At 63.8% G+C, this 22,959-nt stretch carries 20 protein-coding genes and 2 tRNA genes; 11 read left to right on the forward strand and 11 right to left on the reverse strand.

All coding sequences use genetic code 11. The features are described from left to right. Nucleotides 1-15: 15 nt before the first annotated feature. Nucleotides 16-489, reverse strand: coding sequence for an Lrp/AsnC family transcriptional regulator (locus V7E00_RS05815; protein ID WP_066717028.1), 474 nt, complete (start codon nt 487-489; stop codon nt 16-18). A 154-nt stretch (nt 490-643) separates the two neighbouring features. Here V7E00_RS05815 and V7E00_RS05820 point away from each other — a divergent pair, with 154 nt between their 5' ends. Both V7E00_RS05820 and V7E00_RS05825 read left to right on the forward strand, forming a co-directional pair. Next, nucleotides 644-2,293 (forward strand): histidine kinase dimerization/phospho-acceptor domain-containing protein, encoded by a 1,650-nt coding sequence (locus tag V7E00_RS05820; protein WP_333571712.1) that lies wholly within the window; start codon nt 644-646, stop codon nt 2,291-2,293. An 84-nt stretch (nt 2,294-2,377) separates the two neighbouring features. After that, a tRNA-Ile gene (locus V7E00_RS05825) sits at nt 2,378-2,453 on the forward strand. Nucleotides 2,454-2,784: 331 nt separating this feature from the next. Here V7E00_RS05825 and V7E00_RS05830 read toward each other — a convergent pair. Beyond that, on the reverse strand, nt 2,785-4,419 hold the full coding sequence (locus tag V7E00_RS05830) for a glycosyltransferase family 39 protein (RefSeq protein WP_333571713.1): 1,635 nt from the start codon (nt 4,417-4,419) through the stop codon (nt 2,785-2,787). Then, entirely contained in the window at nt 4,371-5,486 is a 1,116-nt protein-coding gene (locus V7E00_RS05835; protein WP_443019143.1) for a glycosyltransferase, read from the reverse strand. Before V7E00_RS05835 ends, V7E00_RS05830 begins: the two co-directional genes overlap by 49 nt. Nucleotides 5,487-6,356: 870 nt before the next feature. Here V7E00_RS05835 and V7E00_RS05840 point away from each other — a divergent pair. The 6 genes from V7E00_RS05840 (at nt 6,357) to V7E00_RS05865 (ending at nt 10,929) form a co-directional block, all read left to right on the forward strand. After that, nucleotides 6,357-6,433: transfer RNA gene (locus V7E00_RS05840), tRNA-Pro, on the forward strand. 126 nt (nt 6,434-6,559) lie between these two features. Then, on the forward strand, nt 6,560-8,587 hold the full coding sequence (locus tag V7E00_RS05845) for a hypothetical protein (protein ID WP_333571714.1): 2,028 nt from the start codon (nt 6,560-6,562) through the stop codon (nt 8,585-8,587). A 63-nt stretch (nt 8,588-8,650) separates the two neighbouring features. After that, entirely contained in the window at nt 8,651-8,968 is a 318-nt protein-coding gene (locus V7E00_RS05850; RefSeq protein WP_333571715.1) for a helix-turn-helix domain-containing protein, read from the forward strand. Then, entirely contained in the window at nt 8,965-10,224 is a 1,260-nt protein-coding gene (locus V7E00_RS05855; protein ID WP_333571716.1) for a type II toxin-antitoxin system HipA family toxin, read from the forward strand. The genes V7E00_RS05850 and V7E00_RS05855 overlap by 4 nt, the downstream gene beginning before the upstream one ends. Nucleotides 10,225-10,284: 60 nt before the next feature. Continuing rightward, nucleotides 10,285-10,497: a hypothetical protein gene (locus V7E00_RS05860; protein WP_333571717.1), complete on the forward strand. Its 213-nt coding sequence runs from the start codon at nt 10,285-10,287 to the stop codon at nt 10,495-10,497. A gap of 3 nt (nt 10,498-10,500) precedes the next feature. After that, complete coding sequence (locus V7E00_RS05865) at nt 10,501-10,929, forward strand: SOS response-associated peptidase family protein (protein ID WP_333571718.1); 429 nt, start codon at nt 10,501-10,503, stop codon at nt 10,927-10,929. On the opposite strand, the gene V7E00_RS05870 is transcribed toward V7E00_RS05865, so the two are convergent. The 8 genes from V7E00_RS05870 to V7E00_RS05905 form a co-directional block, all read right to left on the reverse strand. Continuing rightward, a complete protein-coding gene (locus V7E00_RS05870; protein WP_333571719.1) occupies nt 10,926-11,240 on the reverse strand; it encodes a hypothetical protein in 315 nt (104 codons plus the stop codon). The two genes, V7E00_RS05865 and V7E00_RS05870, sit on opposite strands and share 4 nt — an antisense overlap. A 1-nt stretch (nt 11,241) precedes the next feature. Further along, nucleotides 11,242-11,700, reverse strand: a complete 459-nt coding sequence (locus tag V7E00_RS05875; RefSeq protein WP_333571720.1) for a hypothetical protein — start codon at nt 11,698-11,700, stop codon at nt 11,242-11,244. A gap of 11 nt (nt 11,701-11,711) precedes the next feature. After that, entirely contained in the window at nt 11,712-11,924 is a 213-nt protein-coding gene (locus V7E00_RS05880; protein ID WP_333571721.1) for a hypothetical protein, read from the reverse strand. A 281-nt stretch (nt 11,925-12,205) separates the two neighbouring features. Continuing rightward, nucleotides 12,206-12,880, reverse strand: a complete 675-nt coding sequence (locus V7E00_RS05885; RefSeq protein ID WP_333571722.1) for a hypothetical protein — start codon at nt 12,878-12,880, stop codon at nt 12,206-12,208. 650 nt (nt 12,881-13,530) lie between these two features. Beyond that, entirely contained in the window at nt 13,531-14,244 is a 714-nt protein-coding gene (locus V7E00_RS05890; RefSeq protein ID WP_333571723.1) for a MobA/MobL family protein, read from the reverse strand. Between the two features lie 75 nt (nt 14,245-14,319). Then, the gene (locus V7E00_RS05895; RefSeq protein WP_333571724.1) at nt 14,320-14,859 is read right to left on the reverse strand and encodes a hypothetical protein; all 540 of its coding nucleotides are present in this window, start codon (nt 14,857-14,859) and stop codon (nt 14,320-14,322) included. A gap of 90 nt (nt 14,860-14,949) precedes the next feature. Beyond that, nucleotides 14,950-15,594, reverse strand: a complete 645-nt coding sequence (locus V7E00_RS05900; RefSeq protein WP_333571725.1) for a hypothetical protein — start codon at nt 15,592-15,594, stop codon at nt 14,950-14,952. Nucleotides 15,595-15,680: 86 nt separating this feature from the next. Continuing rightward, the gene (locus V7E00_RS05905) at nt 15,681-16,520 is read right to left on the reverse strand and encodes a hypothetical protein (protein ID WP_333571726.1); all 840 of its coding nucleotides are present in this window, start codon (nt 16,518-16,520) and stop codon (nt 15,681-15,683) included. 553 nt (nt 16,521-17,073) lie between these two features. Between V7E00_RS05905 and V7E00_RS05910 the strand changes: the two genes are divergently transcribed. From V7E00_RS05910 to V7E00_RS05920, 3 genes are all read left to right on the forward strand, one after another. Then, nucleotides 17,074-18,495, forward strand: coding sequence for a hypothetical protein (locus tag V7E00_RS05910; protein ID WP_333571727.1), 1,422 nt, complete (start codon nt 17,074-17,076; stop codon nt 18,493-18,495). Nucleotides 18,496-18,697: 202 nt separating this feature from the next. Beyond that, on the forward strand, nt 18,698-20,215 hold the full coding sequence (locus V7E00_RS05915) for a site-specific DNA-methyltransferase (protein WP_333571728.1): 1,518 nt from the start codon (nt 18,698-18,700) through the stop codon (nt 20,213-20,215). Then, on the forward strand, nt 20,215-22,806 hold the full coding sequence (locus V7E00_RS05920; protein WP_333571729.1) for a DEAD/DEAH box helicase: 2,592 nt from the start codon (nt 20,215-20,217) through the stop codon (nt 22,804-22,806). Before V7E00_RS05915 ends, V7E00_RS05920 begins: the two co-directional genes overlap by 1 nt. Nucleotides 22,807-22,959: the final 153 nt, after the last annotated feature.

Here is a 22,959-nt window from a genome sequence, read left to right on the forward strand (position 1 = left end):
GACATGCCGATGCGGTCAGTCCTTGAATTCCGGCACCGGAACGCCCGGCAGGGCCTTGGCCGTACGGATGGTGAGCGACGTCTTGACGTGCTCCACATTGGGCGCGGTGGTCAGCCGAGTCGTAAGGATGGTCTGGAAGCTCTGCAGGTCCGGCGCGACGATCTTCAGGATGAAGTCGATCTCGCCGTTCAGCATGTGGCATTCCCGAACCTCGGGGATTTCCGCGACCAGCTGCTCGAAGGCGCGCAGGTCGCTTTCAGCTTGACTTTTCAGGCTTACCATCGCGAAGACGGTGAGGTTATATCCCAGTGCGCCGGGATCCAGCGCAGCGTGATATCCCTTGATCGCACCTTCCTGTTCCAGCGCGCGAACGCGGCGGAGGCAGGGCGGGGCTGTCAGCCCGACCCTTTCGGCAAGCTCGACATTGGTCATGCGGCCATTTTCCTGGAGTAATCCTAGGATCCGGACGTCGATCTCGTCGAATCGCATTTTTTTCTGGGGCTCCTGCGTGGGTTCGTTTCTTCTGGCTGCTTGTTAGCATAATAAAATTACGCTTCAACGCAATTGTCCCACATTGCGACGTGCCGAAATGGACTGTTCCCTCCGTGTGTTGCGGGACGGTATGAGGTACGCGTACGAACAATTGAACGAACTTCGGGGGACGACGGCTTTGCCGCTGCGCTTTGACGATACGCTGGAAACCGTGCTGGCTGGCGACCTGCGCTCGCCCACGGGGGCGCCCCTTGTCTGGCGGCAGCTCGTCGATCTGCTGGGCCGGCGCCGTGTGCCTGTCGAAGCGCGTGCGCTCGACCTGCTGGAGTCGCTTCGTCCAATGGTGGCGCTGGAGGTTCGCGCCGCAAGTGCCCGGGCACTGGACGGCGCAACGCCGCCCGCCGCGCTGGTGCGCCTGCTCGCGACCGACGACTTGATGGTCGCGCTGCCGATGCTGCGTAGCGCCGATCTCGCGGAACAGGAGTGGATGGACCTGCTGCCCGTGCTGGCGCCCGGTGGGCGCCATGTGCTGCGCAACCGCCGGGACCTGCCGCCCGCCGTCCGCCGCGCGCTCGAGAGCTTCGGGCCGGCGGACTTCGTGCTCGCGGACCACCGCACGGCCGATGCGATCGCCGAGGATATCGGCAGCCAGCCCCTGGCCGCGCCCCAGCCGGTCGAAAGCGATGCCGGGGAGGGGCTGTTCGCAGTCGCCGATCTGGTCGCGCGGATCGAAGCCTATCACCGCGATCGCGACGCTGCCGAAGCGGCAGAGCGCGTCGGCGAGCGTGCGCGGAACTTTCGGTTCGAAACCGACGCTGCGGGTGTCGTTCGCTGGGTCGAGGGGGTGAGCAGGGCGCCGCTCATCGGGCTTTCGCTCGACCTGCAGGGGCTCGCGCGCGGCAGCAGGCTGGACGGGGTGGCGGCGGGTGCGTTCCGTCGGCGCGCCGGTTTCACGAACGCCCGGCTGACCATCGAAGGCGAATCGGACGCGGCCGGGGACTGGCTGGTTTCCGCGCTTCCGGCGTTCGAGCAGGTGACCGGGCGGTTCACCGGCTATCGCGGTACCGCCCGCCGCCCCCGCGCGGACGAGCGTGCCGAGCCCGCGCGTGCGCCGATCGAAGCGGATGCGCTCCGCCAGATCGTGCATGAACTGCGGACGCCGACCAACGCGATCGCAGGTTTCGCGGAAATGATCGAAACGCAGATGCTCGGGCCGGTTCCCGAACCCTATCGGGATCGGGCTGCAGCGATTCGGGCGCAGGCACGTGACCTGCTCGGTGCGATCGATGATCTCGACCTTGCCGCACGAATCGAAAGTGCGGCGCTGTCGCTGGGGGAGGGACGGGTGGCGCTGCGGCCGCTGTTCGCTGGCATCGTCGCGGATCTGGACGAGTTGCTTGCGCTGCGCGGCTCGGCGATCCTGCTCCCGCCCGAAGACATGGCGGTATCCGGGGATCGGCGCGCCGTGGAGCGGCTGCTCGCGCGGCTGCTGGCAACGCTGGTCTCGGCCACGGCGCGTGAGGAGCGGCTGCACATCCGGTTCGCGCAGGACGGCGAGCAGCGGGTGGTCATTGCCATCGATCGGCCGCGGGCACTGGGGCATTATCCCGGCGAAGCGGTTCTCGGCATCGACGACGAGCAGGACGAGGATGGGACGCTGCTCGGCACCGGGTTCGCGCTGCGACTGGCGCGCAACCTGGCGCGGGAACTGGGCGGCAGCCTGATCATCGCGCCCGACATCGTGACGTTGCGCCTGCCGGCTGCAACGCCGGGCACGCGCGAGCAGGCGAACCGGAGCTGATTTGCCAGGCCTGATGGCGAGAGGGCGATCAGCTTGGGCTTGCAGCGAAGGCTGGGGGTCCGCTAGGGGCTAGCCTGTGCTGGGGGGCCTGTAGCTCAATGGTTAGAGCTGGCCGCTCATAACGGCTAGGTTGCGGGTTCGAGTCCTGCCGGGCCCACCAGCGCAAGCGTGCGATGTGTTCGACAAATGCTCGCGGCGCCCCGGGTGAGCGCTGCCAGAGGCTCTCATGTTTACTAGATGTCCTCCCACATGGCGCGAGCCCGCAAAAGGCACCTTCTCGGCTGTGCGCAACCGGATCGCGCGGGCCGCAAGATCGTAAGCTGAGGCAGCCGCCTGGGTATTGCACCTCTATGCGAGAAGAGTCGAACCTATCAGCTTTCAATGCAAGCGGCCGTCATGCTCGCACGGCGGCATACTGCTGCATACAGAGAACGCCGCCAGTCGGCAGGGCGACACTGTGTCGCCTCTTCGGGGACAACCCTTCGACGATCCTATCGCCCTGCTTGCGCTGAGCAGGCGAGATCAAGCATCGTGTCTCGAGCGCATCCGATGCGTTTGAGGTCAGCCAGAAGGGGAGGGCCGAACGGTCCAGCGAAGAACGCTCTACTATCCCTGACATCAACCCGCAAACCAGCCGCCCGGAGATCGTGGATTGGTTGTTCATCGAAGCGTTGAATGGTGTACAGGTTCATCGCCGAGGAGAGCGCGAGCCGCCCGTCCGGCGTGGCCGGGATCTTCTGCGCATATCCCTTCGCCCAGGCGTTGTTGGCCTGCCCCGACAACGCAATGATCGGAACGCGGCAGTGATCGCGCCGGTCCGTGAATTTGCAAGCCTCATCGGCGGCAACCGCGGCGCCTTCACCGCTAACCACGAGGACCCCTTTCGGATCCTTCAATACGCGGGCGATCGCGCCATCCCAGTTTTCAGCCGAGAAGCTCTCGCGCACCGCAGCAAGGTTCACAAGCCCGGCAGCCATCAGGGTGATCGTGAGAATGAAGAAGGCGCGTGACCCGCGCAGGGTGGTTGCGCCGGCCGCAGCAAGCGTGGCGGGAAATATACCCATCCAGACCAGTGTCCGCTCGACCATTACGGGCTGCTTTAGGCTGACTACGAAAAATAAACCGGCTGCGCCAACCCAGCACAGTGTAGCCAACTGCGTTTCTTTACGTCGATACGTTCTCACGATCCCGAAGATCGCTGCGGCAAGAACCGCTCCAGCGCAGATCGCCTGAAGTCCCCGAGGATTCCGGGCCAGCAACGTGCTCGACCAATACAGCTTGGCTGATCCCAGGATGCCCAGATAATGCAACCAGGAGATGTTCGCGTTTGCTGTCTTTGTCTGCTGGTAGATGATGTAGACTGCCCATGCCGCTCCGATCGCTATCGCCAGATCGGCTGCTGCCAGCCATAGCCAGTCGCGCCCGACGAACGGAATGAAGCGGCGATCTACCATCATCAGCGCCAGCGTGGCGACGGGCACCCATAGAACAGCCGTATCATGAAGATAGATGGCTGCCAGCGCACCGGCAACATAGCCGAGCCAGGCCAACACTGGCTCTCGTTCGCCTCGCTCGCCTGCCGCGGCGATCCGCATCAGGCTGAAAAACGAAATCGATAGGGCCAAGATGAGAAAGCTGTAGCCACGAACCTGATGCGCATAGGCGATTTGCTGCGCAGAAACCGTCAGCAGCAACGCACCCAGCAGCGCGGCGCGCGCCCCATAGAGGCGGGCCAAACCGAAATAGGCGACCGCTATCGTCAGCATGCTCGCCAGGATCGTCGGGACGCGCAGAAGTATCCGATCTCCCGGCCCGACCAATTCTATCCAACCCCTCAGGATCGAATAGAACAGGGGTGGATTGGTTTCCCGAACCATCCACCCGCTCCAGAGGCGCGCATATGGCTGGTTGGCGAAGAACAGCGACGCATATTCGTCGAACCACAAGGAATAGTCCGCCAGGGCGAACCGGAGGCCTGCTGCAAGAAGCATGATGCCGGCGAATACTGCCAGCGTACGATGCGAGCGCTCCCCCCATAGGGGGGCAGGCAGGCGGTTGCCGCTGGCGGAGGCGGCGTTCACCGGCGCTTCCGCCAGGTGAAGATCGACGACATCGAGTAATTCCACACCGTCGTGACTGCAATTCCCGCCAGCGCGGAGACCACGAGGTAGTTGTGCCGCTGGTACAGCCACCTTGCGATGCCGACATTGGCGAACAGGCCGATCCCGCAGACGATGTTGAACGTCAGCCAGCCCCACCACAGGCGACCGCCCTTCAGTCGCTGGTCGCTATAGGTCAGCACGTTGTTGAGGAAGAAGTTGCTCGATGTCGCCACCAAGGTGGCTACGCCTTGCGCAATCGCGAACCACTTCGTTTCTTGCGTGGCGCCGAAGGTCATGAGCAAGCTCTGCAAGACGATCGTCAATACCAGAAAGTGAACGAAGACACCCGACCCGCCCACGAGCGCGAAACTGATAAAGCGGACCGGAACGATGTGGCCAAATGCCTTGTCGAGCAGTAGCTCGAGATATTCCCAGAGCACCAAACCATCAAGCTTGCTCTCACCGTGCTGGCGCGTACGAAAGGTGAAAGGCACCTCAACCACGCGCAACGGGGTGGGCGACGATGCTGCGATGTCGAGCAAGATCTTGAAACCCACGGACGAAAGCCCGGGCAGCGAGCCCATGAACGCTTCGCGCGTGAGCATGAAGAACCCGCTCATCGGGTCGCCGATGGTCGTTCTGGTCAGCTTGTTTGCCAAGGCAGTGGCAAGCTGGCTCATCGCAATTCGCCGCTTGCTCCACTCCCCCATGCCGCCCCCTTCGACGTAGCGGCTGCCGACGACGAGGTCGACGTCGCCGCGGCGAATGACCGCGAGCATGTCGAGCAGGATGGCCTCATCATGCTGCATGTCGCCGTCCATCACCGCAACGTAGGGCGCGGACGTTGCGAGGATGCCCTCGACGCAAGCCGATGCGAGCCCGCGGCGATCAAATCGATGAACGACGCGGACGCGAGGATCCTGCAGTGCGAGCGCACGCGCGATGTTGGCGGTGCCATCAGGTGAATCGTCGTCGACGAAGACGACTTCCCAGCGTGTGTCACCCAGCGCGTTGCGCAATGCTTCCACCAGCAAGGGCACGTTACGCGATTCATTGAAGGTCGGAACGACAATCGCCAGTTCGGCTGGCAACAGTTGCTTCCGACTGACATCGTTGACGTGCTCGCTCGGTGACTGGTCGAGCGAATTGCCTAGCCTATGCATTTTATAGTCCCCCGTGGCCGGTGCGAATCGCCACCCGCAATCTCCCGTTAACTAACTCAAAATCGAAAGCCAATATACCCGCTGCGACTCTCGGTCCCGACCCGCCAGGATCCCGGAATGGAGCTCTGCGGGGTAATCTGAATCATGCTTGCGTTAACTTTTACATGTTGGCTGCTGGCTGGAGCGCGGACAGCAGGCCGACAGTCCGGGCCCATGCGTGTTATCCTTGGGGGCGGGTATTTCACTGATGGGTCGGCGCTAAGCTGTCGGAATGAATAGTTGCGTCGATGGGGTTTAACCCAATTTTCCCGTTTCCGATTGAGGATGAGTATATGTCGGAATTGCGTGGTGTCACCGGGCGGTTGCCCTGGTGGCTGTCTTCGGAGTGAAAGAGTCGGTCGGTAGGTACGACGAAGAAATGGGATGATGGCGTTGTAACAGCTGATATAGATATTCGTAACGCGGCTGCGGCATGTCTAAGTTTTTTATCCAAATTGTTGATATCGATGTTTTATGTTTGAATTCGACTGGCTACAAAAAGATGTTGTTTGAGGTGGGTTGGAGAAATTTGCAATTTACCTTTTACCGATAGTGCTATTTCGATTTCTGATGCATCGGAGATGAAAAGCCTTGTTGATCTTCCCGGACTCATCCGCAACGGATGAGACGCGGGATCGCGTTGCTGCCGGCGCTATGCCGCCGTTGGACGAAGATGGGCGGGTAGGTGTCGCGCTAACGGGCGCATATGTCGCTTTGCCTTGTGTCCGCCGCGCGGACGTTCTAAGCGCGGCGGCTCGTCGGGGAGTAGCGCAGTCTGGTAGCGCATCTGGTTTGGGACCAGAGGGTCGCAGGTTCGAATCCTGTCTCCCCGACCACTTTATCGTGAAAACGACGGAAATCCGCCACTTTGCGCGGTCCGATATTCTGGTTTGTGCACATCGCAGGTACACACATGCGGTACACAAAAGAGTGTCGGTCCGCGCCGGAAAGGCGATGCCGTCATGTGTTCCATCCCCCACGTCCGCCGCATCTCGGGCCGATACGTCTATCGGCGCAGGCTCCATTTCCGGAAAATTATCTCCAAGCCGCTTAGCGTCGCGCTGCGGACTGCCGACCCGTCGGTTGCCCGCACGCGTGCCGCCTTGCTGTCGGTGCGCTTCCTGGCGGCGAAGGCGAAGGTGGAGCGAATGTTGGAGAGTGGCCCGGCCCTTACGGGCGAGCAGATCGAGGCCTTGTTCAGGCATGCGCTGGAGAAGGAACTCCAGGGGCTGCTGAACGATGCCTACGCAAATGCGCCGTGGTCCGACTCGGTGCCCGACGTCGCAGCATCGATTGCGTCGGCCTGCCGCGAGTTGCGGCGCCCGAACCGCCCGATCAGCCCGATCACGTCGGACAGGAGCGCCGATCCAGACCTCGATGAATTCGTACAGCTCGACGGGACTGCCTTCTACGCGGCACAGATCGTGGCGAACCTCGGCAGCGAGCAGGTGGCAGCCCTGCTCAAGACGATGCAGATGCCGGTTACCGGCGCGAACCTCGAAGTCGCCCGGACGCATCTCATTCGTGGCATGGGAGCTGGCGCCAAGCTCGCCCAGCGCGCCTTCGACGATGACGTGCTGGATGCCGCGAACCCGATCCGAACCCTCACTGCTGACCTGGGACTAGCCCCGCTCCCAGCGGCTTCTCAGCCCGAGCCCGCCGGCGCCTCGATGAACACGGCGACTTCGTCTAGCATCCCACCGAACTGTCCCTTCACCGACTACGATCCGCGTCCGTTCAGCGAGGTGATCGATGACGTCGTGGAGAACCTGAAGCTGTTGAGGACTTGGAAGGGTGCTGCTTCACAGCAGCGGCGCATCATGCAGACGTTCGCGTGGATCACCGGGAACAAGCCGCTCGGGGCGTACAGCCATCTTGACGTGGCGAAATTCAGAAGCGGCCTGCTGAAGCTTCCCAAGAACTTCAGGTTCGGCAGCCCAACCACTGGTGCCATGTCTCGTCCGTTCGAAGAAGTGCTAGCGGAGCTGGAACGGGTGAAGGATACGGAGAAGCGGCACATCAAGACGCTCAACCGAGACCTCAGCACGATGCAGACCGTGTCTCGATATCTCGAGCAGGGGGCCTGGAAGGCGCGCGTCCCGGACGCTCTCGTCCTCAACTTCGGGAAGTCACGGGGTAAGGTGGAGAAGACGAAGGAAAAGCCGCGTCCGCCGTGGACCAAGGAGCATCTGGCGTGCCTGTTCAACGCGCCACTGTACACCGGATGCGACGGAGCGCTGCATCGCCTGAAGGATGATGGTCCGCGTCTCGCCATCTGGCACGACGCGGCGTATTGGGCGCCGCTGATCTGGTTCTACACGGCGGCTTGCCGCGAGGAGATATGCGGCCTGGAGATTCAGGATGTGATCCTCGATCATCCTACGCCGCACTTCCACATCCGGGATAACCTCACCCGGGGCCGCGATGGGGAAAAGGCGGGCGAAAAGACCGTTGCCCGCAACCGGCTTCTGCCTATCCCGTCCGAGGTTCTTCGTCTCGGCTTCGCCGATTACGTGCGGGCCATCGCGGCAGAAGGGCATGTCGCGCTGTTCCCCGAGCTGTACTACAACGAGGAGAAGCGCGGTGGAGGGTTCTTCTACGACCGCGCATGGCGACACATGGTGGCCTATATCGGCGATCGCATGCCGCTACCCAAGCCGGTGAACGGTAAGGGGGCCGACATCCACTCCATCCGCTCTTTGGGCAGCGGCTTCTACGAGGTGGATGGCGTCAACGATATCCTGCGCGCCGACGTGATGGGGCATTCCCGGCAGGGTACCAATGCGGTCAGTTACTCGCAGCGCGAGAAGACCGAAGGCGAGGAAGTGATCCTGGCCGAGCGGCTCGCATTCATGAATCGGTATGTGCCGGTGATCACAGGGCATCTTCGCGCAGCGCCGATCAACCTGCTGCCTCTCGCTCAGCGATCCCGCACTGGATCGCCTCGCGAACGAAAGCAAAGGTCGGACATCGGCAGCGCTAAGCACTAACAAGTTATACCCATATATGGGCATTTGATTGACATTTCGCCGTCAAATGCTCATATATGATCTATGATGCGCACACCTGCAGAGTTGATGGAGAGCCTAGGGCGCCAGGTTCAGGCTCGACGGGCAGCATTGGGCGTGACGCAGGCCGAGGCAGCGGAGAGATCCGGCGTATCCTATAGCACATGGCGTCGTCTCGAGACGCAGGGGAAGGCGTCGGTCGAGGACCTCGTCCGGGCGGCCATCCTGCTGCGCTGCGAACACCGGCTGACCGACCTGTTCCCGCCGCCCGTTGCCGCGAGCATGGACGATCTGTTGAAGCAGCAGAAGCAGGAACAGCCTGCTCCAGCGCGACGTCGCGCACGTAGCCGGGCATCGATGTGACGCGGTTGGCGCCGGGGACGCCGATTGCGATCGGCTTGCGGTTTGGCGATCCCGTCAACGACCGTTCCGTCGGCCGGGCCGTCATGGCGAACGGGCTGGCGATGCTCGAGTGGAGCAGGGAGATCATGAGCTCCCGCATCGCCGTCTCGCCGCTGCTCTACCCCCAAGAGCAAGGGCTGATCGAAGCGCGAGGTCGTGCATTCGATGGGCTGCATGGGTTCCTGGCGGACAGTCTGCCCGATGGGTGGGGCGCGCTGCTGATGAAGCGCCGGGTGGAGCGCCTCGGCACGCGTTGGGAAACGCTGGATCCGGTCGACCAGCTTGCCCTTGTCGGCGAGGAGGGGCGCGGTGCGCTGGTGTTCGCACCGGCGACCACGCCGCCCGCCGAGGTGGTTGCGCTGGACCTCGACGCGCTTGCCGCGCAGTCGCAGTCTATCCTTCTTGGCGACGACGCAGCGCTCGCGGACGTCCTCGCTCGCCTTGGTGGTGCGTCCGGCGGCGCCAGGCCCAAGGTTCATATCGGTTTCGACGCAACGGGTCAGATCAGTATCGACGAGGGCAATAGCGCGCCCGGCTTCGAAAGCTGGATCGTGAAATTCCCGGCATTGCTGGATCCGGTGGACATCGGACCGATCGAGCAGGCCTATGCTGCGATGGCGCGGGCTGCCGGCATCACCATGGCCGATAGCCGCGTATTGCCGGCTCGAAACGGCCCCGGACATTTCGCCACGCGCCGCTTTGATCGTCCGGCCGGCGGGAAGCGGCTGCACATGCTCAGTCTGGCCGGCGCCGTCGAGGCGCCGCCGCATCTGCCCAGCCTCGACTATGACGGCTTCCTGCGCGCAACTTCGGCGATCACCCGCGATGTGCGCGATGTGGAGGAGGCGTTCCGCCGCATGGTCTTCAATGTGCTGGCCTTGAACCGCGACGACCATACCCGCCAGCACGCCTATCTGATGGACCCGGACGGACGCTGGCGACTGGCCCCGGCTTACGACCTGACCTATTCGCCCGGCCCCGGCGGCGAACACTATCTGGCGATTGCCGGTGAAGGTCGTCGACCGACGCGCCGGCATGTCGAGCAGGTTGGCAGGCTTCACGGCATCTCGAACCGCCAGATCGCGGACATCATCGACGCGGTCGACGGTGTGGTGTCGGATTGGCTGCGTTTCGCCGCCGAAGCTGGTGTCGGTCTCTCGCTAGAGGAGATCACCGGACGGCTGCAGGGAATGCGGAGAATGTTCTTCGATCACTGAGGTGGGTCTTGGATGGCGGCCCGCTTTGTCGCCCTGGTCACGCGATGGTAAGGCTCGGTGATGTGCAATCTTTATACCCTGCGCCGCTCGATGTCCGAAGTGGCTGCGCATTTCGATGCTACGCCTGTCGCTGCCTCTAATGCCAGGGAAGAGGTATATCCGGGATACCCGGGGATGGTGGTTCGTGCCGCCGAGGGGCAGCGCCTCGTCCAGTCGATGGTCTGGGGCTTTCCCTTGCGGCTGAAGACGATGAGCCCCACGGCGAAGCCGTAGCCCGTGAACAACATCGCCGATCTGCGCAAGCCGATGTGGGCGGGCTTGGCGCGCAAGCCGGAGTGGCGCTGCCTGATCCCGCTGACCGGTTTCGCCGAGGCCGAAGGCGCCAAGGGTGCCAAGACCCGTACCTGGTTCAGCGTGAAGGACGAGCCGATCTTCGCCTGGGCCGGCTTGTGGCGTGACAGCGCGGAATGGGGACCGGTCTATTCCGGCGTGATGACCGACTGCAACGAGGCGATCCGCCCGGTGCATGGCCGCATGCCGGTGCTGCTCCACCGCGACGAGCATGATCGCTGGCTTCATGGCAGCTTCGACGACATCATCGCCCTGCAGGAGCGATGCTTCTTGGATGCGCTGATCGTTACCGAGCGTACGAGCGAGCCTTGGGTGAAGCGCAAGGGCGCGGAGGCGACGCCTTGGCTCTTCTAGGCGCGAAAGCGGCTAACAGCGAGGCGCCAGGCTACGTCGTTGGGCAGCGGCAGATCGACGATCGTCGGTGGGTCGCGGGTGAGCTCAAGCTGCGTTCCCCGTCGTCCGCATCGCGAGCAGCGCAGGCGAGCGCCGGCGTCGACCAGACGGTCCGGCCATTGTCGCCGCTGGAACAGCCACCACAGGGCGGCCGCATGGAACACGGCCTCGTTGCCGCACGCTGGGCAGCGTGCACGAAGGGTGCGATGGAAGGCGGCGGCCTCGAACAGCGTGCGCGGGATTTGGCCGCCATCCGCGTCGTACCGGGCCATGTCAGCCGACCAGTCGCAGCCTGGGGCCCGCGGCCTCCGGCGCGCGCTGCAGGTCCAGCAACGGGAGCTGCGCCTGCGGCACGACCCGCAACAGCGCGCCCGGCCAAGCCGGAAACATCGCGCGGACCTTGGCGGACAGCAGCGTTGCGGCCGGCATGTCGATCAGCAACGTCGCGTCATAGCCGCACCACAGCTCCGGCGGCACACGGCCCAGCCGGTAGTTGCCTGCGACCACCAGCACTACCGCGGGATGCAGTTCCCGGCGCGCGGCAATGAAGCGTGCGAGGCATAGCGGCCGCTGCTCGGCTACCCAAGCCTCGTATTGCGTCTGCGAGTGGGTCTGCACCACGCGGTGACCTTCCACCTTGCCAACATGGATGGTCCATTCGCCATAAGGGAAGGTTTCCAGCTCGACCGGCCAGCGATGCGCCAGCCAGTTGATTCGCTCGATCGCATCCACGGCGCAGCAGTTCAGGCGCGCGCCTGCTCCGGAAACAAGCCCGGCTGTACCGCTTGGTCCAGCAGCGCCAAGCGCGCCTGCTGCGCAGCGCCGACGGCCTGGCGATATTGGACGGTGGCATAGCGTTCGGCCTCGTTGAAGCCGAGCGGTGCCCATTCCTCGCTCGGATAGCAGGCATCGTAGATCGCGCGCGCAGCCGCGCGCAGCTGGAGGTCGTGGTCCATGCTGAAGCTCCCATTGCTGTCGAATCGCCGGCAGGTCGGCGGGAGCACAAGATAGAACAAAAAAAGAACGTCCTGCAACGGGCTACGGCGCCGGTGCAGGACGTAGAAAATGCCGCCGCGGTGCACGCCAGAGTGGATGGGACGACATCAGCGCTAGCTTCGCTCCCGTTTCCGTAGGGCCTGCGATTGGCAACTGCAGGCTGGTGACGTATATTACGGCTGCTGAGCGGTAGCGAGGGGCGTGCGGGCCGATCGGCCATATGACCGGCCCGCTTGGCAACTCAGGAAGACGCGTCGTCAGGCAGGTCGAACTCCATCGTCTGTTGTTGCTCGGAGCCCTCCGCATCGGCCTTGGAAGGCTGTGCCTCCGAAGGCGCGACGACCTCGACAGGGTTCGCTGCTTCCGCATGAACCCTGTCGCTTGCTTTGGTGGCCTCTATCTGGAGCTGCTCCAGCCTGCCCTGCAACCGCCATGACTGTTTCTCGGCCTCTGCCAGCTGCTCCCGTAGCGTCTCGATCTCGGCGTGTGCGGCTTCAAGGTCCGCTTCCGCCTTCTTGCAGATCTGCAGCGCTGTCTCTGCGCGACCCTCTGCCGCCTCCGCCCGTCGGTTGGCTGCCATGACGGGAATATGCGCGGATTGATGCATGGTCGCTCCGATCAGCCGAGCCATGCGAACGAACGCCTGCATGTTTTTCTCGAGCCCTTCGGTCAGGACCTTTCGATACTCCTCCTCCGCGCCAGCCGGAAGCTCGATATGTGCCAGTTCGCTCTCGCGTTCGCGTCGGCGGCACCAATCCGTCGTCTTTTCGTGGATCGAGCTGTTCGCCGAACAGCCTAGTTCGACAGCAATCTGATACGCCGTGACCTCGCTCGGCGCGCAGTTTTGGTCAGCCATGATCTTGTCGCCCGCCGCGTCCACAGCCGGTTGGCGGTTCCAGTCTTTCTTGTGCTTCATTCCAACTCTCTCGTTCCCGGGAGCGGCTCCGTGGACCTGCGACAGCTGCAGTATCGCAGGTCTCGCAGCTATCGCAGGTGGAGCAGTCATCGCTTCCGCAATGTCATCAACATGCGCACGTCGTCAGGCAGTGCGCGGCGTCGTTGACGGCGAGGGACTATGGAGCGGCCCAGCAGCCTGGGGGACTACGGAGGAACCGCAGTTCCACGTCAGCAGCACGCACCAACTGTTGCCGAATGGTCGAGGTCAACCGGCGCACCGATGCCACCAGCGCCATCGCGGCGAGCGTCAGGACGATCGATGCGCAGTATCGCTCCACTCCAGGCCCGCCGCGTCGCCGCGCTGCTTTAGCTGCAAGCATTCTGGCTACGACTGCCAGCAACTCCCCAATCATCGCAGCACTACCAGCAGTAAGCGATGGTCGCTCATGCAAAGCGAGGGATGGCTTCTCTGGAGGTGTCTGGCTCATATCTGCTTTATATGTTCGTCGAAAGCAGGAGAGAAGCGATATTTATACACGCGAATGGCAAAAATGTCCTCGCTTGATTTACCAAGTCGCCGAGGATGCTGAGGTTCGATCGCTTCGAGCCAGGTAGAGGCGCGGATGCAGAAATCGTCCGCTCCGCGCCTTTGCCCTGCGGGCTGGCGCATCAATCCAGCCGCCAGCCGACTTTCATGGCGTCAACCGCGAGCGCGCAGTGCCTCCGCCAGCTCAGCTCTAGCCTTCGGTGTGCCTGCCATGACGGGAGCCACCCAGGATGGCGCTTCCCATGCCTCTCGCCGCGCCGCCAATATCTGGCCGTCACGACGAGGTGGACGTGCGGCGCGATGATCCAGTCGTCCGCATCGCCTTCCATGGCATGGATCGCCCACGCCGCGATCGCCCCCTTGGCTACAAGCTCCCGCTCGACGAAGCTGGTCGCTAGCCGCTTCCAATCCTTCGACGGCAGCGCTCTGGGGATCTCCATCACCACGTGCCAGGCCGATACCTCGGTGAAGTCGTCCGTCGCCGCTGCCGCGGCGTCGGCGGCCTCCCAGATGGTGTAGCCCTCGGTCGCCCAGACGGGGGCCTTGGCGGGCAGCAACAGGCCCGAGCCCCGCAGCTCGCAGCGCCGTTCGCTGAACGCGCGCGGCATGGGCCCGAACTGGTCGACGGGTCCGCTGTCCCGCCAGATATAGGCGACGTTGGCGACTGCCGTTCGGTAGGCCGGGGAGCGGCCGGCGATGCGCCACGCCTCGCTGATCGGCCGGATGTTGAACTGCAGGCCGGAGGCTGGGCGGCGTTCCCGGCGGTAGCTGGTCCAGGCGCGGCGGGCGGTGTCCACGTCCTCCTGACGGAGGAACGGTGCGGTAATGTCGGTCATGATGGTCTCCGGAAACGGCAACGCCGCCCGAAGCAGGGGCGGCGTTGCAGGGGGGGGCGATTTGGGGGAAGCGGATCAGCAGGCGATCTTCAGATCGTCCAAAGGGCAGCTGTCGGCGATGCCGCGACCTGCAGGCACAAGCAGATTGCCCTCGAGCCGCAGCGACTGCTGCCTTTCGAAGACTTGACGCCAGCGCCGCAGGGCGATCTGCTCGCCGGCATCACGCCGGTGGTTTGGCGGCAGCTTGGCGCTGGTCAGGACATGGCGCGGGCCAATGAACCAGCGTCGATCGCTGGCCAGCAATTCCACCCGGGCATTGTCGCTGGCGGCATAGAGCCGCAATCCGCCCCGGAAGCAGATGTTCATGCCGTCGCGGACCGCAAGCGCGAGCTCGCGCGGCGCTTCGTCATTCGCCGGCATCACGATCTGCACCATGTCGCGCTGCAGTTCGGCGGCAACGCGCGTCAGCTGGGGCTCCTGCAGCGAACCGGTGCATCCCGTCGCGCACCACCCGATGGTGTGGAACGGCGGCGCCTGCCGCGGATATCCCATCAGCACGCGCAGCGCGAAGGTCCAGTTCTGTGCGATCGCCAGATACGGGGGTAGGTCAGTCATTCACTTCTCCAATGTTGATAAGGCCCTGCGGGCCGACAGGCGTTTTTCCACCCCACGGCGGACGCCGTTCTTCCGATGCTATGTCCCTGCTCATCTGGCTGCGCAGACGAAGCCCGCGGTCTTGCCGCGGCGCAGCCAGTCCTCTGTCGCTGCCTCGGCCGACAGGCCCGCCATTCCGGCGTCGCGGGTGAACACCCGCCACAGCGCCAGAGCCTGTGCCTTGAGGTCGGCCTGGTGCTGCTCGCAGCGGCCCGTTGCCCAGGCCGAGAAGATGGACGGCAGATCCATGCGTGGCGCGGAAATCGCCATCTCCGCCGCGACATCGGCAAAGGGCGACGCAGCCGCCCCGCCGCGAGGCACGGCCAGATCGACCACCCCGCCGGACAGGAGCCGGTGCAGCCGTACGAGGAAGTGCTGGGCGATCTCCGGCTTCGCCGTCGCTGCGGCATCCAGCAGCATCGGCATCATGCCGTGATCCACCTGCCAGCCAATGAAGGTGGCGTTGCCGGGAAGCCGGTCGGCTGCCCATTCGAGCAGCGCCTCCTCCGGCGTGCCGGCGGATAGCGCGTGGCCGTGCAGTTCGAAGCGCCAACCTCGCCTCAAGTCGCGCTGCGCAACGAGGATGCCGAGACCGACGAGGTGGCGTCCCTCCGGATGCGCTCCGTCTGCGGACGCGGGAACGGGTACGTGGGACAGGGTGAGCGAAACACAGGTGGTAACGGTAGGCGTGGTCATGAAAAATCTTTCGTAGGCGTGCGCGCACGCGCCGCCGCGGGCGGCAACGTGCGGACGATGGGATGGAAGGGTGGAAGCGCGGCCGATCAGAACGGATTGGTGTCGCTGCTCGCAAAGGCGGCTTCGTCGCGAAGCTGGTTCAGGCGAAGCTCGGCATCTTCGAGCGCGGCGGAGGCTCGCAAAGCGGGGGCCCATTGGCGCGCCAGTTTCACCGGCCGGCAGTCGACGAACGGCAGGAGGTGCGCGAGGTCCGGATCGGCTTCGATCCATGCCGCTAGATCCGCCATCGGCAGATACCACAGGCGGTCGTCGCTCTTCTCGAAGGCTATGTAGTGGTACCAAGCGAGCAGCGTGCAGACGCAGTCCTGCATGACGTACTCCAGCACCTTGCGACGCTGGCCTGCACGCCAGAGCGTGCCGACCTGCGATCCGTCCGTATCCAGCTTCGCCGGAATGCCGAGTGCGGCGCAGATCTCGGCCATGGCGACGGGCCTCGTCGCGCCCATGCCGGCAAAGGCATCGGCCAGGTCGCAGTGTGCGCCGTCATAGCGTCCGGCGCGCACTTGCCGGGACAGGCCCTGCAGCGGCGCGCCCGGCAGGTGACGCATGGCGCCCAGCGCCAGCACGCGATTGTCGAAGCCGCGGCCATTGTACGTGATGCCGGTGGCATCGACCGGCAGCAGCCTGTCGATCTGCTCGTAGAAGTCGGCTTCCTCGCCGGGCTGGCAGACCAGCGCGTCGATGGTGAACCGGTAACCTGCCGGTGTCCAGCAGGCCGACAGGAAGGAAGCCGCCACGGGCTTGTGGCGTGGCCAGGGCGGGAAGGAGCCGTCTGCCGGCTCGTTCTCGACGATGGTCTCGATGTCGTAGGCGACGACATGATGCGGGTTGTATTCGGTGCGTTGCGGATAGGGCGCTTTGCGCATGGTCTTCTCTCACATGGGGACGCGCCGCCGGCTGGCGGACGCGGACCGATCGCGAGCTGCAGCGAGCGCTGCCTTTTTCCACTCACTTCAATCGATCGAAGATCCCTGCGATTTTCAAATCTAGTAGGAGTAAAGCGGCGCCATAAAGGCTGCCGCAACCGAAGGCACGCTGCGCGGGCCGCCCAGAGCCCTGCCAAGGGCGACGCGTTCCGCTCTCGGGACGCGACGCCAATGCGGCTTGATAGCCGTCACGGAAGGAATTGGGTCGATTGCCTGCGTAGCAGGCCTTCATCTAATGTTACGCGAAGCCGCGTAACATTAGAGGTATTGCGCCTGATTCCGGCGCTAAAATATGATGGTGTCGCATTTTAGCAAGGCTGTGGCTCGCCACAGCTTAGCGGTTTTGCGCCTATTCCCGAGGCTAAAATTTGATCTGGTCAATTTTAGCTATTTGGTGGCTTTGGAGATGTTCAGGAAGGCAGCTAGATTTGCAGTTGCAGGTGCCGAATGCATGGTACCGGTGGTGCATCAGGCAGATTCCTGAATTTTCGTGATGTCGAAATTTCCGCTTGGAAATTTCGTTCGACTATCCCTTATACCCGGGATGACAAACCACGTTCTTATCGACAGCTTGGCCGAGCAGGCTAGCACAGTCACGTATGAAATCGAGCAGCGGGTCAATCGCGAGTTCGAAGAGCTCGAGGAGGATGCTCGCGAGTGCGACGAAGCGGGGAAGCTTACCGGGAAAGCGAAGCTCGCGCGCCAACGCCTCGCCAACCCAGGATATGCTTCCACTAGTCTGTCTGAGGCGGTGGAGGCGCAGGCACGGATGCGCATGGCACTCATCAAGAAATGTGTACGGTCCGCTGCGGCCGTCGAGAAGGCATTGGCCGACCATGCTGCCAACTACGTGGCGCTTCGGTGGCACGAGAAGAAACAGCAGCTGTACGAGGCGGCCAAGGCGGCTCACCCGTCCCGCAAACACAGCCCTGCCGAGGGTGAGGTCACGGCGGACGAGATGAAGTTTCTGAAGGAGATGCGCGACCGTGACGTTCCACTGCACGCGCTGGGCGAAGGTAACGAATATGACCGTGACCATATCGCCTTCCTTCTGAAGGATCTGGCGAAGCCGATCGGCGAGCGCAAGCGCACGGGCGCCTGGGGTCGCGCGTTCAGCGCCGGAGCGCTCAACATCGCGGTCAGCGAGATGTCCGCTGACGAAGCAGAGGTATTACGGCTTGTCTGGGGCGAGGGCTATCCCGAGGGAGAGGAAGCGAAGAAGGTACTGGAGGAGGAGGCTGGGCGTCCGCTCGACATCTCGCCGAGCTTCGCGCACATGGTCTTGGGAGTAGCCGAGCATCATGACGTCGAGTTCCTCAAGGGGCTGCAGCGCAACATTGCAACGGCTGAGCGGCTTGGCGCCGAAAGTCGAGGCTCAGACGCGGTCCGTAGGCATCCGGACACAGCTATCGTCCAGCTTGAAGATCAGGCAGCAGAGACTGACGACGGCCAAACCACGCCAAGCGGCACAATGCGTGACCTGTCGCAGGCAGGCGATGCCTCTTGTGACGGCGTCCGCGAAAGTGAACCTGACCTCCCACTGGCAGGCAGCGAACCTGTTACTTCGGCCATGGACGATCAGTCCGCATGTCTGAGAGGCGCTCCGTACCATGCGGACGCTTACCGCCAGACTGCGAGCAGCATCATATCAGAGACTGTCGAGAAAATAGCCTTGAACTACAGGCTCCCTTTCGACCAGTTCGACGCTGCGCTATCGGTCAAGCTGCTAGAAATATTGACTAAAATCGGAGTTGAGGAGGTCCGCGTCAGGTCTATCGCGTGGCTACCTCCGACAGAGCGGGCCGCCGCCATCCAGGATCTGACTGGCTCGGAGCAGGAGAGGGTCGCCGAGATGCTGCTCTCGGATGTTCGCCTCAGGGATAGCCTCCGCGTAGCCGGTTACGAGGTGCCATAGTCGGCCGGCGCATACCGGACGTCCGCCTAGCCTTGGAAACTTCACGTTGCTGGTAATGCGACCTTCGCCGTCAGGATCTGATCGCCGCCCGTTGCTGCGACTATGCGCTGGCGGCACGAGCCTTGTTCGCGGCGCCCATGAAGCGCTACAGCGGCTGCGAAGTTACTGGATGCGTGGGGGCTAGGTGCCGATACTGAATTGGATGACGCGCGAGGCGGACGTGCGCGCGGCGGCGGAGGTGCCGTATCGGTTGCTGGAAGGCGTGCCCGCGTTGGACGGCGGTGATGCCGCTGGCCGCAACATGCTTATCCAGGGCGACAATCTCGACGCGCTAAAGGCGCTGCTGCCCTACTACAAGGGCGCGGTGAAGTGCATCTACATCGATCCGCCGTACAACACACGGTCGGCCTTCGAGCATTATGACGACAACCTGGAGCACAGCCAGTGGCTGGCGATGATCTACCCTCGGCTGGTGCTGCTGCGCGATCTCCTTGCCGAGGATGGCAGCATCTGGGTGTCGATCGACGATCATGAGGGACACTATCTCAAGGTTCTCATGGATGAGGTGTTCGGCCGAAGAAACTTCGTGGCGCACGTTGTCTGGCAGCGGACCCACACTCGTGAAAACCGGACTGATGTGTCCGACGTGCACGACACCATTCTTGTCTACGCCACTGATCGTCCGCTGTGGGGGGAAAGGCGAAATCCTCTGCCGGCTAGTGAAGATCAGTTGGCGAGATATCAGAATCCTGACAATGATCCACGCGGTCCATGGGCCTCTCTGCCAGCGCATGCGAAGGCTGAAAGAGGGCGGCGTCAATCGCAGTTCTTTACGATAACTACGCCTAGCGGGCGCCTGATCGATCCACCCGCCGGTAGATGTTGGCTGTACACTGAAGAGCGATTTCAGGCTATGGTTGATGATAATCGCATTTGGTTCGGTGATAGTGGAAACAACGCACCGCGTGTTAAGAAATTCCTATCAGAGGTTCAGTCCGGGCTCGTCCCGTCAACTTGGTGGCCACACCAAGAGGTGGGCACAACGGGTAAAGCTAAATCGGAGATCACCCGGCTGTTCCCGGGCGACGTGCCGTTCTCAACGCCTAAGCCAGAGGCATTGCTCGAGCGCATCCTCCACATCGCCTCCAACCCCGGCGACCTTGTGCTGGACAGCTTTCTCGGCTCTGGGACGACGGCGGCGGTCGCGCACAAGATGGGTCGGCGCTGGATCGGTATCGAGATGGGAGACCATGCCGAGACCCACTGCAAGCCGCGCCTCGACAAGGTGATCGCCGGTGAGCAGGGCGGCATTTCCGAGGCCATCGGCTGGACGGGCGGGGGCGGCTATCGCTTCTATCGCCTCGGCGCGCCGGTGTTCGATGCCGATGGTAATATCACCGACGGCATTCGCTTCGCGACGCTCGCCGCGCATGTCTGGTTCAGCGAAACCGGTGCGCCGTTCACTGGTGCCGCCGATACCCCGATCCTTGGGGTGCATGACGCCATGGCCTATTGCCTTCTGTACAACGGCATTCTCGGCGATCGGTCTGTCAGCGGCGGCAATGTGCTGACGGCGGCATTGCTGGCGAAGCTGCGCGCCGACAGCGACTGGACCGGGCCGATGACCATCTATGGTGAGTGGTGCAAGCTGGGCGCGGCGCGGCTAGCCGAGGCGGGCGTGACGTTCAAGCAGACGCCCTATGATGTGAGGGCGCGCTGATGGAACTGAAGGCATATCAGCGGCGCGCGCTCGATGCGCTGCGGACGTTCCTCGATCAGGCGTCGATCCGGGATCACGCTCAGGCCTATGCGGCCGCCTGTGCGGTGGGCGAGCCTGGTGCCTATGGCGCGGCCTATCGGCCACTCGCCGGTTTGCCGGACGTGCCATATTGCTGCCTGCGCCTGCCAACAGGCGGCGGCAAGACGCTGCTCGCGTCCCACGCCGTCGGTGTCGCGCGCGACACCTATCTCGGCCGGCGCTATCCGGTGGTGCTCTGGCTGGTGACCTCGACGACGATCGCCGAGCAGACGCTGGGTGCGCTGAAGAAGGTCGGCCACCCGTATCGGCAGGCGCTGGAGGCGACGTTCGGCGGCGCGGTGCGTGTCTATGGCATCGACGAGCGCCGGCAATTGCGTCCGCAGGACATGGCGGATGCCGCGACGGTGATCGTCTCGACGGTGCAGGCATTCCGCGTTCGCAATGCGGAGGACCGCAACGTCTACCTCGACGACGAGGAGCTCGAGCCGCACTTCGCCGCGCTGCCGGCCGGCGCCGATGTGGCGCGGCATGCCGAGGGGCCGCGTCGTGGCAAACCGATCGCCAGCTTCGCCAACCTGATGAAACTGCACCGGCCGCTCGTCATCGTCGACGAGGCGCACAACTTCACCTCGACCCTGTCCGGCGAGACCTTCGGCCGCCTTGCGCCGGCGGCTGTCGTGGAGTTCACCGCCACGCCCGTGCGCTCGAACGTGATCGTCTCGGCCACGGCCGCCGAGCTGAAGGCGGCGGACATGATCAAGCTGCCGATCCACCTGTCGCATCATGGCAGCTGGCAGGCGGCGATCGCCCATGCGGTCGACAATCGCGCCTGGCTGGAAGGCATCGCCGCCAAGGATGGTGGCGGTATTCGGCCGATCGCCTTGTATCAGGCGCAGCCCGCACGCGAGGGCGCCGAGGCCACGGTCGATGTGGTCAAGCAGCACCTGATCGAGGATTGCCGCATCCCCGAGAACAGGATCGCCGTGGCGACGGGCGATCAGCGCGAGCTGGACGGTATCGACCTGTTCGACCCGGCGTGCACGATCGAGCACGTCATCACGGTCGACGCGCTTAAGGAAGGCTGGGACTGCTCCTTCGCCTATGTGTTCTGTTCGCTCACCAGCATCCGCAGTCGCGGTGCCGTGGAGCAGCTGCTGGGGCGCGTGCTGCGGATGCCGTTCGCCACGCGGCGCTCGTCGGAAGAGCTGAACCGCGCCTATGCCCATGTGTCCGAGCGCGACTTCTTCCTTGCGGCCGAAGGGCTGAAGGACCGCCTCGTCGACATGGGCTTCGACGAGCGCACGGCGTTGGAAGCAATCGTCGAACAGCCCGAGTCGTTCGAGTGGAACGAGAACCAGCCGCTGTTCACGCCGGTGGAGCTGCCCGTGCTGCGGGTGCAGGACCGGCCCGACCAGAGCAGCTGGACGCCGGAAATGCTCTCCGCGACTCGCATCGCCGACGATGGTGCGGGCGGCGTCGCCATTACGTTCGACCGCGATGCGCCAGACCAGGTGCTACGCGATGTGGCGACAGCGATCACGACGCCGGAGGCGGCGCCGATGACGGCCGTCGAGGCGTTCATCGCGCGCCGGGCCGAGACGCTTTCGCCCGCCGAGCAGGGCGAGGTGCTGACGCTGCCGCAGCTGGCGATCGAGCGAGATGGCCAGCTGGAGATCGTGTTCCCGGAGACGTTGGTCGATGTGGGCGGCTGGGATCTTCGGCAGGTCGACACCAGCCTTCCGGGCTTTGCGCTGACCGATCGTCCCGATACGTTCGAGATGGACATCGAAGGCGACCATGTTGTCTATTCACGGATCGACGCGGCCGCCGAATTGGCGCTGGACGACGCCACGGACTGGGACGCAGCGGCGCTGTCCCGCTGGCTAGATCGGACGACGCGGCAGCGGGACGTCGCCCAACCGATCTTCCTCGAATATTGCCGTCGCGTCGTGGAAGGCGTGGTGGAGGGCATCCCGCTGCCGCAGCTGGTGCGCGGAAAATATGCGCTGCGCCGGGCGATCATCGCGCGGGTGGCGCAGCTTCGTCGCGAGGCCGGCGTAAGGGGCGTGCAGCTGCTGATGACCGACATTGCGCCGGTTCTGGCGCTTGGGGAGAACGGCTTTAGCTTCTCCAAGGCGGGCTACGATCCGCGCACGCCCTATGCGGGGCCTTGGCGCCCGCGGAAGCACCTGTTCGCGCAGGTCGGTGACCTGAAGCATGGCGGCGAGGAGTGGATGGCAGCGGTGCAGATCGATGATCATGCCGCTGTGCACCGCTGGGTCCGCAACGTGGATCGCACCCCTTGGTCCTATGCGCTGCCGACCTCGACCGACATGTTCTACCCGGACTTTGTGGCCGAGCTGACTGATGGGCGGAAGCTGATCGTCGAGTACAAGGGTGCCGATCGCACCGACAATGCCGACAGCCGCGAGAAGAAGAACATCGGTGCGCGGCTGCAGGAGGTCAGCGGGGGCAGCGTGGTGTTCCTGTGGGCGGAGTTGGATCGCGACGGCAACGTGGCGCGGCAGATCGATGCGGCGGCGGCCGCCTAAATCTGGGCGACCCTTCGTTCTAGGGTGCGATCTGGAAGGGGATCTCCTTCACGAGTTCTCGTTGAAGTTCCGCCTGCGCGCTTCCATCACGGCCAACGCCCAGTCATCCCCAAGCTGTATAAGCACCTCGACGACAGGCACGCCCTGAAAGTT

It is taken from the genome of Sphingomonas sp. (genome assembly GCF_036731925.1).
Taxonomy (GTDB): domain Bacteria; phylum Pseudomonadota; class Alphaproteobacteria; order Sphingomonadales; family Sphingomonadaceae; genus Sphingomonas.